Raw genomic sequence first — 13,361 nt, forward strand, 5'->3', positions numbered from 1 at the left:
CCGTGCTGTAAACGAGATCACTCAGACCGCGTATCTGACATCCTTTATAAAGGATGCTAAAACCGCCAAAGCATCCCTCTTCGGCGGCTTCAAGGTTATACCTCTTTTACAAAGAGATAACCCTTGCTGCGAACTGTTTTAATACGACGCGGGTGCATAGGGTCATCGCCCACTTTCGGGCGGATACGGGATACACGCACATCAATCGAGCGATCCTGACCGTCGTACTCAATACCACGCAGCGCGGTAAAGATCTCCTCACGGGTCAGTACACGACCGGCGTTGGATGCCAGCAGCCACAGCAGATCAAACTCAGCACTGGTCAGATCGATGCTTTCGCCACCCAGCCAGGCTTCACGCATCGCGTTATCAACCACCAGATTACCAAACTGCAGACGGCTGTCATCGCTCTCTTCCAGTGCCATTGGCTCTTCCGAACCACTTACCCGGCGCAGCAGCGCACGAACACGAGCCAGCAGAACACGAGGGCGTACAGGCTTGGAGATATAATCATCTGCGCCCATTTCCAGACCAACTACCTGATCCATATCATCAGTACGGGCAGTCAGCATCAGAATCGGACCGCTGTATTCAGGACGAACGCGACGACAAACACCCAGACCATCTTCACCCGGCAGCATCACATCCAGAATGACCAGATCCGGCTTCTCATTCAGAATACGATCGACTGCACGGTTACCGTCACCCTCAACGTCAACATCAAAACCATTGCCCTCAAGGTATTCTCGGGTCAGGGTCGCCAGTCGCTCATCATCTTCAACGATCAGAATTCGGGAAGTTTCTTGTGTATCCACGGGATGCTCTCTACGTTATTGCGGCAGCTTGCGCAATTAGCTACCGGCTTCTTTCGTCACATTCTACGGAGCAGTCAGGCTGCTTCGTGTCCATTTTCTCGCTCAATGGCGACTTTAAAGGGTATTTTTTATGTACTTTTCGGGACAATACCCTTCTTTTTTATGTATTTAATCATAACGTATCTGCACATACAGTTACTATGCCTTCATAATAAGATAGCTCAATTTACGTCCTATAAATTAGTTCACCTTGACTCACAGCAAACTGAAAAAATTTTCTTCTTTTCCTCTTGAAATTCCTGCAAAGCCTCTGGAAAAAGAGCTTGGACGTAAGTTGGTTTTCACCCCCTGAATAAACACAAGTTACTCACAAGTTATCCACTTGCAGAGATTAAAAAACAACATTATCTTGTGCCCACACTGCACAGCACCCCCATATATAGGGGTCAGGCATAAAATGCAGCACAATTCAACCTAAGCCCTTGTTATCAGCGATATTTCCGGATTTGATCCGGTTTTTTTGTTTTAACAGGCTCTGTCCACACTCAGAGCAGGGACTTACAGAGGTATGTGCTGCAGGCAAAGATTCCGCACTACTGCTTCAATAGGCGGTAGTGCCATACAGACAGCGATCTTCTAAACCCAAGATCAAAGATTAACTATAAGCAGGCATTTTCAGCATGGCACAGGACACCACTACCAACGCAGCGCTTAGCAATCTGCAGGTGATGAAACGTAACGGCGATCTGGTCGCGTGTGACCCAAGCAAAATCTCCGTTGCGATGAGCAAGGCCTTTATCGCTGTTGAAGGCGATAGCGCTCAGAACTCCAGCCGTATTCACGAGCTGGTAGATTCTTTCACAAAGAACATTATCGAAACCTTCCAGCGCCGTATGCCTGCTGGTGGTGTCGTTCACATCGAAGACATTCAGGATCAGGTTGAACTGGTTCTGATGCGTTCCGGTGAGCAGAAAGTTGCCCGTGCTTACGTTCTGTACCGTGAAGAGCATTCCCGTCTGCGTGCTGCTGAAGCTCAGGGTATCTCTAACCCGCACCCGACGATCAATGTAACTCATCCTGATGGCAGCAAACTGCCTCTGGACCTGGGCCGTATCGATACCGTTGTGAGCGAAGCCTGCGAAGGCCTGGAAGAAGTTAACAAAAAGCTGATCATCGATGATGCCCTGAAAAACCTGTACGACGGTGTACCGGTTGATGGCGTATCTACTGCTCTGATGATGGCAGCCCGTACTCTGGTTGAGAAAGAGCCAAACTACACCTACGTAACGGCACGTCTGCTGCTGGACAACCTGCGCCGTGAAGCCCTGAGCTTCCTGAAAGTTGCAGATGAAGCCACTCAGCACGAGATGGCAGATCTGTATCCGAAAGCCCTGACCGCTTACGTTGCCAAAGGTATTGAACTGGAGCAACTGGATCCTGCGCTGGCCGACTTCGATCTGGCCGCTCTGGGTGCTGCCATTCAGCCTGAGAACGACAACAACTTCACCTACCTGGGTCTGCAGACACTTTACGATCGTTACTTCCTGCACTGTGAAGACGTTCGCTATGAGCTGCCTCAGGTGATGTTCATGCGTGTGGCGATGGGTCTGTCCCTGAACGAAGCCAACCGAACCGAACGCGCGATTGAGTTCTACAACCTGCTGTCCAGCTTCGACTATATGGCGTCTACGCCTACCCTGTTCAACTCAGGCACCCGTCGTCCGCAGCTGTCTTCCTGCTACCTGACTCACGTTCCGGATGATCTGGAAGGTATCTACGGCGCTATCAAAGACAACGCACTGCTGTCCAAATGGGCTGGTGGCCTGGGTAACGACTGGACTCAGGTTCGTGCGCTGGGCTCTTACATCAAGGGCACCAATGGTAAATCTCAGGGTGTTGTCCCTTTCCTGAAAGTGGTTAACGACACCGCTGTAGCCGTAAACCAGGGTGGTAAGCGTAAGGGTGCGGTATGTGCGTATCTGGAAAGCTGGCACCTGGACGTTGAAGAATTCCTGGATCTGCGTAAGAACACCGGTGATGACCGTCGTCGTACCCACGACATGAATACGGCGAACTGGGTTCCGGATCTGCTGATGAAGCGTGTGTTCGAAGATAAAGAGTGGACTCTGTTCTCTCCATCCGACACTCCGGATCTGCACGACCTGTACGGTAAAGCTTTTGAAGCCCGTTACGAAGAGTACGAGCGCATGGCAGAAGCGGGTCAGATGCGTCTGTTTAAGCGCATTAAGGCGAAAGACCTGTGGCGTAAGATGCTGTCTATGCTGTTCGAAACAGGTCACCCTTGGATCACCTTTAAGGATCCGTGCAACCTGCGTTCCCCGCAGCAGCATGCCGGTGTTGTGCACTCGTCAAACCTGTGTACCGAGATCACGCTGAACACCAGCAAAGACGAAATCGCAGTATGTAACCTGGGTTCTGTGAACCTGGCGCAGCACGTGAAAGACAATGGCGAACTGGATGTGGACAAGATCCGCAACACAGTAACCACCGCCGTTCGCATGCTGGATAACGTGATCGACATTAACTACTACGCGGTTCCTCAGGCCCGTAACTCAAACCTGAAACACCGTCCGGTAGGTATGGGCATCATGGGCTTCCAGGATGCACTGTACAAAGCGAAAACCGCTTACGCCTCTGAAGAAGCCGTAGTATTTGCTGATCGCTCTATGGAAGTCGTGAGCTACTTCGCCATTAAAGCGTCCAGCGATCTGGCAGCAGAGCGTGGCCGTTACGAAAGCTACGAAGGCTCTCTGTGGAGTCAGGGCGTACTGCCGATCGACTCTCTGAGCAACCTGATCGAAGCCCGTGGCGAGAAGTTTATCGAAGTGGATACTTCCAGCACGCTGGATTGGGATTCACTGCGTACTGTTGTTCGTGAGCAGGGCATGCGTAACTCTAACGTGATGGCGATTGCACCGACAGCAACCATCTCTAACATCTGTGGCGTGTCTCAGTCCATCGAGCCGACCTATCAGAACCTGTACGTGAAATCGAACCTGTCCGGCGAGTTCACCGTAGTAAACCCATACATGGTTCGTGATCTGAAAGAGCGCGGCCTGTGGGATGAGGTGATGGTTAACGACCTGAAATACTATGACGGCTCTGTACAGCCGATCGACCGTATCCCGGACGATCTGAAAGCTCTGTACTCCAACGCCTTCGAAGTTGAGCCTAAGTGGCTGGTTGAAGCGGCAAGCCGTCGTCAGAAGTGGATCGATCAGGCGCAGTCTCTGAACCTGTACATCTCCGGCGTTAACGGTAAGAAGCTGGACGTAACCTACCGTATGGCCTGGTTCCGTGGTCTGAAAACCACTTACTACCTCCGTGCAATGGGTGCATCTACCGTTGAGAAATCCACCGTTGACCGTGGTACTCACAACGCAGTATCCAGCGGCGCACCAGCAGCAGCTCCTGTTGCGGCACCAGCGGCTGAGCCAGCTCCGGCAGCAGCACCTGTTAAGGATGAGTTCGAACTGTCCGGTGAAGCAGCCGCTGTTCCTATGGCCTGCTCTATCGACAACCCGGATTGTGAAGCTTGCCAATAAGCTTCAGGGAATATCAGCGAAAGGCACTGCAGCCTTTCGCTGACCGCAAGGATGCGGTTGCTCCGGCTTAGCCGGAACACAGAAAACCGCATCGACTTACCACAGTGCTTTTATAAAGCTCCGGAACCCGAGGGCTGAAAAAATGGAATTACTGCAAGCCCTGTGGCAAGTCAATGTGATACCTGACTCAGGTAAAAACACTTTCGACTACACTGTATAAATTATCAGTGCGACTGATTAAGAAATTTTAAGAGGATCTCACCATGCTTAGCTGGGACGAATTTGAAAACGAGGAAACCGCAGTTGCCGAAAAGCCTCAGGCAGCACCACAGCCTGCCGCGGCCCAGCCTGCGCCAGCTCCTCAGGCAGCTCCTGCTGCACCTGTAACCGCCAGCCAGCCGGCTGACATGAGCGCTCAGGAACGTGCTCGTGAAGCGATTAACAACATCGACGTTGCACCGGGTCTGGAAGATCTGGAGATGGGCGCTGCCCGTATCGAAGTTGATGACAAGCGCATGATCAACTGCCGTGCCGACCTGAACCAGCTGGTTCCGTTCAAGTACGACTGGGCATGGCAGAAATATCTGGATGGCACCGCTAACCACTGGATGCCACAGGAAGTAAACATGAACGCGGATATCGCGTTGTGGAAAAGTCAGGACGGCCTGACCGAAGATGAGCGTATGATCGTAATGCGCTCTCTGGGTTACTTCTCTACCGCAGACTCTCTGGTTGCTAACAACCTGGTGCTGGCGGTTTACCGTCTGATCACCAACCCTGAGTGCCGTCAGTACCTGCTGCGTCAGGCGTTTGAAGAAGCGATCCACACCCATGCCTACCAGTACTGTGTTGAGTCTCTGGGCATGGATGAAGGTGAAGTATTCAATATGTACCGCGAGATTCCGTCTATCGCTAAGAAAGCGAGCTGGAGTCTGAGCCACACGCACTCACTGTCTAACCCGAACTTCAGCACAGGTACGCCGGAGACCGATCAGGAGCTGCTGCGTAACCTGATCGCCTTCTACTGCGTGACCGAAGGTATTTTCTTCTACTGTGGTTTCAGCCAGATCCTGTCTATGGGTCGCCGCAACAAGATGACTGGTGTTGCAGAGCAGTTCCAGTACATCCTGCGTGACGAGTCCATGCACCTGAACTTTGGTGTGGACGTGATCAACCAGATCAAGATTGAGAACCCGCACCTGTGGACCCCTGAGTTCCAGGCTGAAGTGACTCAGATGATTCTGGAAGGTACCGAGCTTGAGATCGAATACGCCCGTGACACCATGCCACGCGGTGTACTGGGTATGAACGCCGGCATTATGGAAGAGTATCTGAAGTTCATCTGTAACCGTCGCCTGCAGCAGCTGGGGCTGAAAGAGCAGTTCCCGGGGGCAACCAACCCATTCCCGTGGATGTCGGAAATTATCGACCTGCGTAAAGAGAAGAACTTCTTTGAAACCCGTGTAACCGAGTATCAGGTTGGCGGTGCGCTGAGCTGGGATTAATCCCCGCTTAGCCTGTTTCAGCGCGAAAGCGTTTCGGGATCTCAGTTCCCACCCTCTGTGCCAGCTGTGATCAGCGGCTGGTGCAGAGTCCTATCTGAAGGCTTTGGCCTAACCCTTTTCAGATTCTCCCTTCCAGGCCTGTACCACTTTTTCCCGCATCTGAGCCGCACTTTGCTCAACACAATCATGGGCAAAATTACGCCAGTAACCCTGTATCAGCGCCTCTTCCACTTCAACACCTGATGCTAAGTTTTTCCATGCCGGAGGCAAGCCGTGCAGATGGGAGATAAAACCACCCGCTTTATCAGCCGTCAGATAACGTACCCGACCTATGCCGGAGAGAAGAATCCGACCGCTGCACATCAGGCAGGGCTCAAGACTGACATAAAGCGTGAGTTCACGGCGATCCAGATGGGCAAACTCCGTTTCCAGCCGATCCAGCAACTCCATCTCCGCATGACGCTGACTTTGATAACCGGATCTCGGCTCAGATAGCTCAGCTGCATCCTGCAGAAAAACCTGATTGCGCGCCACACAAACCAGCTCATCCTCTTCATTAACCAGAACAGCGCCAACGCCATAATTACCAGCTTTTATAGCCAGATAAGCCTGTTCACAACACAGATGCGCCCAAAGATCATCCCGCAGGGCATTGGGCGGCGTGTTGTCTAATCGCTGTTTCAAAGCTTCAAGGTGGGTTAAATCCAAGGTGCGCTCTCCGTTTGTCGATGATTTCCAACCGCCAGATTATCAACGGCTAAGATCACCCTGAAAAGCCTGCAAATATCTTTAGTCGAAGATCAAACCTTCTGGTCGGCAGAGAGCAACCGCAACATAGGCAAATGAATCAATAAGTTAGACAAACAACAGTCAATTAAAGGGATATCTAATATTAAAAAAAGTAGTACCGGATCAAGGTTCTTAAGTATTTACTCCTATACAATATCGCCATTACTGTTTGATTACATAAAAATAACAAGATCTTACAAAGACCCAGAATCCCAAATGACTAGCTAAGGACCTGAACCAAAATGGAAATCCGTCACTGGCCTGTGGCTCGCAAACTCGCACTGCTTATCGGGTTGCTGTTCGCTACACTGACTCTTATTGAACTGAATTCCCTCTACCGTTTATATGATGAACTGCTTGCTGCCCGTAAGGTGCAGGTTCAGGAGCAGGTTCAATCTGCTTCCAGCCTAATCCAGCACTACTACAACAAGAGTGCTGAGCTGGGTGAAACCGAAGCTAAAAAGCAGGCTTTGGATGCCATCTCATCTCTTCGCTACGGCAAAAACGGTTATTTCTGGATCAACGATATGCAGCACAAACTGGTGATGCATCCGATCAAGAAAAATATCATCGGCAAAGACATGACCAATATTAAGGACGCATCCGGCAAACTCCACTGGCAGGAGATGGTCAATGTGGTGCGCTCTCAGGGTGAAGGCTTTGTCGATTACACCTACAAAGGTCCACAATTTGATAAGCCGGAAGATAAGGTTTCTTACGTTAAAGGTTTCAAAGAATGGGGTTGGGTGATCGGCAGCGGTGTATATCTGACCGATGTTGCAGATATTTTCTGGGCAGCACTGACCGAATCTGCCATGTTCCAGATCGTACTTTTCAGCTTGGCGATCTGGGGCAGTATTGTCATGGTACGTAATATCACCCGCCCGCTGAACCGCATGCTGGAAACTGTTCGCTTTATCGCCGCAGGCGATATGACTCATACCATCGACCTGAAACGCCGTGATGAGATCGGTCAGCTGGCCGATGAGGTGGATGCCATGACCCGCTCACTGAAAACCGTACTGACCGATGTAGAGCTAGCAGCAGAACAGCTGCGTTCCCACACCGGAGCCATGAGCCAGAACAGCGAAGAAACCCGCAACGGCATGGATCGTCAGTTCAGCGAAGTGGATAAGCTGGCATCCGCCATGACAGAAATGTCCTCAACGATTCAGGAAGTTGCCCGTAACGCTACCGATACCGCGCAGGCAACCCGGGAAGCGACGCAACAGGCCCAGACCGGTCAGGACGAAGTTCGCCAGACCGTTAATACTATTGAGCTACTGTCTCAGCATGTTTCCGAAGCCGGTGGTGTGATGGGCAAACTCAGCGAACAAACCGACAAAATCGGCGAAGTGATCAATGTGATCCGCGAGATCTCTGACCAGACTAACCTGCTGGCTCTGAACGCGGCCATCGAAGCTGCCCGTGCCGGTGAGGCCGGTCGTGGTTTTGCCGTGGTGGCAGATGAGGTCCGCAACCTTGCCAGCCGCACACAGGGTTCCACCGGTGAGATCCAGCACATTATCGAGCAGCTTCAGCTTCAGGCAGCCAATGCCAACCGCACCATGGGTCAGAGCAGCGAAGAAGCTCATAACAGTGTTTCTCAGATGGTTCAGGCCGGTGCAGACCTCGATGCTATTGTTGAACATATCCGCCATGTCAGCGATATGAGCACACAGATCGCATCCGCTGCCGAGCAGCAGGGATCTGTTGCCGAAGAGATCAACCATAACCTGTTTGATATCCGTACCATCTCTCAGGATGTGCTCGATCGGGCTGCCACCATCGCTCTGAGCAGTCAGGAAATCGCCAGCATGGCCGACAGCCTCAGCCAGCGCCTGAGCCGCTTCCGCCTGAGCTAAGCAAGAGCACCGGATCTGTCCTATTCTGGAATTGGGACGCGCTGTAAGATTCCCCTTGCAAGGAAAACGGTGACGCTTTGTCACCGTTTTTCCGTTAAAGCGCATCAGAAACTCAGGTATCATAGCCGCCATCAGCGTCATCCAAAGGATGGCGGCCTATCGATATTTAGTGCCGAGATACAGGGATATGCAGATCTATCGTGTTTACCAACATCCTCAACGGGGTTATGCCGCGATTACCTCAGGTTTTAACTGGACCGCTGCTCTTTTTTCTCTGATCTGGACACTGTCGAATAACCTTTGGGGACCAAGCTTTCTGCTTTTTCTCGGTTGGAGCGCTTCACTTGCGGGTATTTTTATCGCTGGTGCAATGAATCTACCGATGGTCTCTATGGCTTTTGTCGGCCTTGCGGTACTGATGCCGCTTTGGGCCGGAATGAATGCGATGAACTGGCTGGATAAAGGTCTGCGCAAGCAAGGCTACAATCTGGTCAATAAAGTACGTGCACAAACCTCTCAGGGTGCGATTACAACCACCCAACGTAAACTGGATCCGACCGCAGCAAGGAAACGTCACGCCGCCAGGAGGTAGCTTTGATAAAATACGACCTCAGATACTTAATCAACATTCTGGTAACGATCCTTCTTTGCCTGACCAGCACCTACAGTAATGCGCAAGTCGGCTTAGTAGTACCTGATATCCCCACAAAGAAAACAAATAGTGCTGATAACTCAAAAGAAAAAGCATCTTCAATTGAACTGAAAGTTGTCAAAAAAGGGGTAGCCCAAAGCAGAAACCTCTTAGGGCGAACTGCGTCAACTATTGGCCTAGGTTTAGATTCACTTTTTGGCTCTCCGGACAAAGATCAACCCAATGAAAGCGCTATCACACTGAGCTCAGGTTTCAAGTTTGATGAATCTGGCAGCGCAACCCAAATCAACGGAGTCAATTTTCAGGCAGACTTACCCGCAACCAGTAGTAAACTACAGTTATTGATCAGAGTGGATGATCAGAATGATCTGCAGGATCAAAAAGAGGACGACTCTAGTGACCCTGACAACGGGAAAACTGAAACACCTCCATCAGCATCTTTCGAATCAAGAGTACTTGAAGCCAATAAAGCAGGAATCTTTGTTCGCTACATCTATAAAGCCCCTGACTCTCCATGGCAGACAACCTTCGACAACGGGTTGCAATTTGCAACCAGCTCTCTGGCCGTTGAGCCTGTAAGCTACCTGAGGGTCGGGCAAACAATTCAGGTGGGATCCTGGTATTTTCGTCCGGTTCCGGGTGTTTATTGGACAGAAAGCTCAGGCTTTGGTGCAGGTATTGCGTTACACACTTTTAAGCCTATCGATCAGGTAACCAGCCTTCAGCATACAACCAGTATTAATTACTTACTCGATAGTCGAAATACGCACTACCAGCACGGCTGGCAGCTGGTTAAAGTCTTCAGTCAGGATCTGCGAGCGACCTACAACATCACGTTCTACACGACAGATGAAGCTGAAAACCTGATCGACGAAGCTCAGATCAGCGCCACTTTACGTCGCAGAATTGATGGAGACTGGCTGTTTTTCAGTGTCACACCGGCAGATACCTTATCTGCTGAAGATGATTATGAAGGCAATATGAGTATCACCTTTCAGCTGGAAGCCAAGTTCGGCACTCAGTACTGAGTGCCGACACAGGTCTACTTCAGCACTGTATCCAGCCGCTTTAAAACACGCTCAAGCAGCTCTCGACGACAACCAAAATTCAGTCGGGCAAAGCCCGGCAGACCAAAATCAGCACCTTCTGACAGCGCCACCCCTGTCTCTTTTAACAACCATTGCGCGGGGTTTTCCTGACCTGTTGCCCTAAGATCCAACCAGGCAAGATAAGTCGCTTCCGGCTGATTCAGGGCCACCTGATCCTTACCTGCAGCCCACTGAACGATCATGTCCCGGTTAGCCTTCAGATAATGCAAAAGCTCTTCCCGCCACTCAGCCCCATCCCGATAAGCCGCCTCTGCCGCGACAAAGCCCAACAGATTGACGCCGGGCATCATGCCTTCAATTGAACGCTTAAAATGGCTGCGCAATTTGGCATCAGGAATCACCGCTGCCGAGCAGGCAAGGCCCGCAATATTAAAGGTCTTGCTGGGCGCTAACAGCGTCACCGTACGGGCTGCGATCTCGTCACTCAGACTGGCCAACGGAATATGGCGATACGTCTTATCCAGCACCAGATCACAGTGAATCTCATCAGAGCAGATCACCAGATCCTGCTCGATGCAGAAATCAGCCAGCGCTTTCAGCTCCTGCTCAGAGAAAACCCGTCCGGTGGGATTTTGCGGATTGCAGAGCATAAAAAGGCGGGTATTGTCTTTAACCTCTGCACGCATCGCCTCCAGATCCAGCGACCAGCGCTCACCTTCCTTCATAGGGATCGCCTGCAGCTGCTTGTGATTACGGACAGCAACTTTAAGAAACGGCGGATAAACCGGAGTGTGGGTCATAATAGCGGAGCCCGCTTCGCCAAAAGCCCGCCCCACCGCGTGCAAACCACTAACCAGCCCCGGTAACCAGACGATCCACTTGGGATCAATTTGCCAGTTGTGATGTTCTGCGTACCAATGACAGAAAGCCTCCGTCATGCTCTCCGGAATCTTGCCATAACCAAAGACACCATGGGCGACCCGGTGTTGCAGTGCATCCAGCACCTCAGGCGGAGAAACAAAGTCCATGTCCGCCACCCACATCGGCAGAATCTCCCGCCCCTGACGCTCCCCTTCCAGCTGATAATGCCGCCACTTGGCACTGTCGGTATGACTACGATCCACCGGCTGATCAAAGTTATATCGGGAGGAAACAGTGGTGTCAGTTTGAGGGTTATTAGCAGTCACGATAGCTCCGGTTCTGAATCAGAAGGAAAAAGAAGAATCGAGCGTGAGCCCGTTCAGGCTGGATGTAATAGCCTAGTTTTCCGGTCAACAATTGCTATACTCACGGCTCTTTCCTGTGGCAATTCGCTTAGGGCGCGTCTTAAAGCCTGTTATTGGAAACCTGCCCACAGGAGTCTCAGGCTACCTTTGAAAGCCCACTCAGGCAAAGCCTGTTCAACAAAAAAGCCACAGAGCAAAACATAATTTCTGATACTCACCAGCAAGAGCAAACCATGACCACATCAGCATCACCTTACATCGCCAAACATTACGCCCTTTTCACCTGGTTTAATCTGGCTCAGGGTGATGAAGCTCTGCTGGTAAGAATCCTGTCGGATACGGCGGGACTAAAAGGCTGGCTCAGCCGACCGCTGCACGACCAGCTGAGCAAAGCGCTGCTGGCGGATGTTGCAGAAGCCGGTGTGCTGGACAGTTTTGACCGGGCAGCGGTTTATCTGCTCAGTCAGATGCCCCAGTTTAACGGCCCGGAAAATGAAGCGGACTGGCAACAATGGCTGGCTCAGTGGCAGATGATCCATAAGGATAAAACTCCTGCAGAACAACTGGATGCCCTGCCGGAGCGTTTTGATCACCCTCAGGCTGAAGCCGCAATGAAGGCACTGCTGGACAACCAAAAAGAGAAGGTTATCCCCCTGACGCTAAAGGACTGATCAGGCAGCTTTCAGCTGCAGCAAACCTTTATTTAGCCCTTCGATCATTCCGCCACTCAACTGAATATTGGTGGCGGAGCCTGCTACCGCAGCTTCGGCATCAGAAGCCATTTGCTCGACCTGCTCAACCACAGAGCGGGTCTGATCAAGTTGCTGCTCGGCTCGCTGAGTCACAGAATACATGGCTGCTTTAATCTGGCCGATGGAAGCATTCACCAGAGCGATACGTTCGTCATCTCTTTGCGCCAACAGCGCTTCCATAGAATCGGAAAAGTGCTGCACTTTGGATGACAGTGTCTGGCTCTCCTGACTCAGCTGAGCCATCAGGCTATTGATATCTCCGGCATACTCCCCTGACTTGTTCGCCAGGGACTTCACCTCATCAGCAACAACCGCAAAGCCACGACCCGCTTCGCCAGCCCTTGCGGCTTCAATCGAAGCGTTTAGCGCCAGCAGGTTGGTCTGATCGGCAATACCGGTAATGGTTGAAGCAATATTCTCTACCTTATCGAACTGCTCTTTGAACTGTTGAGTGTCGGCCAGCAGTTCTTTTGCCCACTGGGCTGCCTGCTCAAACTCACGGGTAAAGGACTGGTTCTGCTGATCCAGCTCCGTCAGCTGGCAGTCCAGATGCTCCACCTGCTGATCAGCGGTCATCACATCACCCAGAACCTCACTGGCACTGTCAGAAACCGAACGCACCTGATTCAGAGTCTGCTCCGCAAACTCAACCCGCGCTCTCGAACGCTGGTTCACGTTTTTAGCGTTATCAGAAACCTGATTCGTCGTGGACAGGATCCCCTTCAGCGTATGCTCGATACTCTGCATCTTCTCCTGACGATGTGCTTTAGCAAGCTTCTGCTGTTCAACAAAGCGGCCATAAGCCTGCTTTAATCCGGCATAAGCGCTGAACAGGGACACCATAAAGGGCACCAGATAAGTCAGCCCCAGCTGCCACCAGTGGACGGGAGCCCCGGCGAAAACGGCATTCTGATTAATCAGGTTTAATAGCGTGCCGACAATCAGGGAGACCTTTATCGCTTTAACGACAGCAGCGGGTTCAAAAAGATTCGGTTGGTGATCATACAAATCGGGCATAACGGAGCATCCTTTTCATGGCGTTTGCTTTCACAGCAGAGTTAACCAGAAGATTTAAGGAAGTTACGCAGCCAGGAGGATTAAAGATGCAGAAGAGATGCAAAAAAATCAGAACACGGAAAACA

General features: G+C 51.4%; 10 protein-coding genes. 6 read left to right on the plus strand and 4 right to left on the minus strand.

Features of this window, described 5'->3' with window-relative positions; all coding sequences use genetic code 11:
- Nucleotides 1–95 precede the first annotated feature (95 nt).
- Nucleotides 96–815, minus strand: coding sequence for a response regulator (locus BV405_RS12050; protein WP_086481077.1), 720 nt, complete (start codon nucleotides 813–815; stop codon nucleotides 96–98).
- Between the two features lie 680 nt (nucleotides 816–1,495).
- Here BV405_RS12050 and BV405_RS12060 point away from each other — a divergent pair.
- Entirely contained in the window at nucleotides 1,496–4,381 is a 2,886-nt protein-coding gene (locus BV405_RS12060) for a ribonucleoside-diphosphate reductase subunit alpha (protein WP_086481079.1), read from the plus strand.
- Between the two features lie 263 nt (nucleotides 4,382–4,644).
- Nucleotides 4,645–5,886 carry a ribonucleotide-diphosphate reductase subunit beta gene (locus BV405_RS12065; protein ID WP_086481080.1) on the plus strand — a complete coding sequence of 414 codons (1,242 nt, stop codon included), beginning with the start codon at nucleotides 4,645–4,647 and terminating at the stop codon, nucleotides 5,884–5,886.
- 108 nt (nucleotides 5,887–5,994) lie between these two features.
- Here BV405_RS12065 and BV405_RS12070 read toward each other — a convergent pair whose 3' ends face one another.
- Complete coding sequence (locus BV405_RS12070) at nucleotides 5,995–6,594, minus strand: nucleoside deaminase (RefSeq protein ID WP_217895635.1); 600 nt, start codon at nucleotides 6,592–6,594, stop codon at nucleotides 5,995–5,997.
- 323 nt (nucleotides 6,595–6,917) lie between these two features.
- Here BV405_RS12070 and BV405_RS12075 point away from each other — a divergent pair, with 323 nt between their 5' ends.
- The 3 genes from BV405_RS12075 (at nucleotide 6,918) to BV405_RS12085 (ending at nucleotide 10,220) form a co-directional block, all read left to right on the plus strand.
- Nucleotides 6,918–8,540 carry a methyl-accepting chemotaxis protein gene (locus BV405_RS12075; RefSeq protein ID WP_086481081.1) on the plus strand — a complete coding sequence of 541 codons (1,623 nt, stop codon included), beginning with the start codon at nucleotides 6,918–6,920 and terminating at the stop codon, nucleotides 8,538–8,540.
- A 187-nt stretch (nucleotides 8,541–8,727) separates the two neighbouring features.
- A complete protein-coding gene (locus tag BV405_RS12080; protein ID WP_086481082.1) occupies nucleotides 8,728–9,132 on the plus strand; it encodes a hypothetical protein in 405 nt (134 codons plus the stop codon).
- A gap of 2 nt (nucleotides 9,133–9,134) precedes the next feature.
- Nucleotides 9,135–10,220, plus strand: a complete 1,086-nt coding sequence (locus BV405_RS12085) for a hypothetical protein (protein ID WP_086481083.1) — start codon at nucleotides 9,135–9,137, stop codon at nucleotides 10,218–10,220.
- Between the two features lie 14 nt (nucleotides 10,221–10,234).
- Here BV405_RS12085 and BV405_RS12090 read toward each other — a convergent pair whose 3' ends face one another.
- Nucleotides 10,235–11,428, minus strand: a complete 1,194-nt coding sequence (locus tag BV405_RS12090; protein ID WP_086481084.1) for a MalY/PatB family protein — start codon at nucleotides 11,426–11,428, stop codon at nucleotides 10,235–10,237.
- Nucleotides 11,429–11,700: 272 nt separating this feature from the next.
- Between BV405_RS12090 and BV405_RS12095 the strand changes: the two genes are divergently transcribed.
- Entirely contained in the window at nucleotides 11,701–12,138 is a 438-nt protein-coding gene (locus BV405_RS12095) for a hypothetical protein (RefSeq protein WP_140054589.1), read from the plus strand.
- Here the strand turns inward: BV405_RS12095 and nrtS are convergent, their stop codons facing one another.
- Complete coding sequence (nrtS, locus tag BV405_RS12100; RefSeq protein ID WP_086481086.1) at nucleotides 12,139–13,236, minus strand: nitrate/nitrite transporter NrtS; 1,098 nt, start codon at nucleotides 13,234–13,236, stop codon at nucleotides 12,139–12,141.
- Between the last annotated feature and the right edge of the window lie 125 nt (nucleotides 13,237–13,361).

It is taken from the genome of Oceanospirillum sanctuarii (genome assembly GCF_002150805.1).
Classification (GTDB): Bacteria; Pseudomonadota; Gammaproteobacteria; order Pseudomonadales; family Halomonadaceae; genus Oceanospirillum; species Oceanospirillum sanctuarii.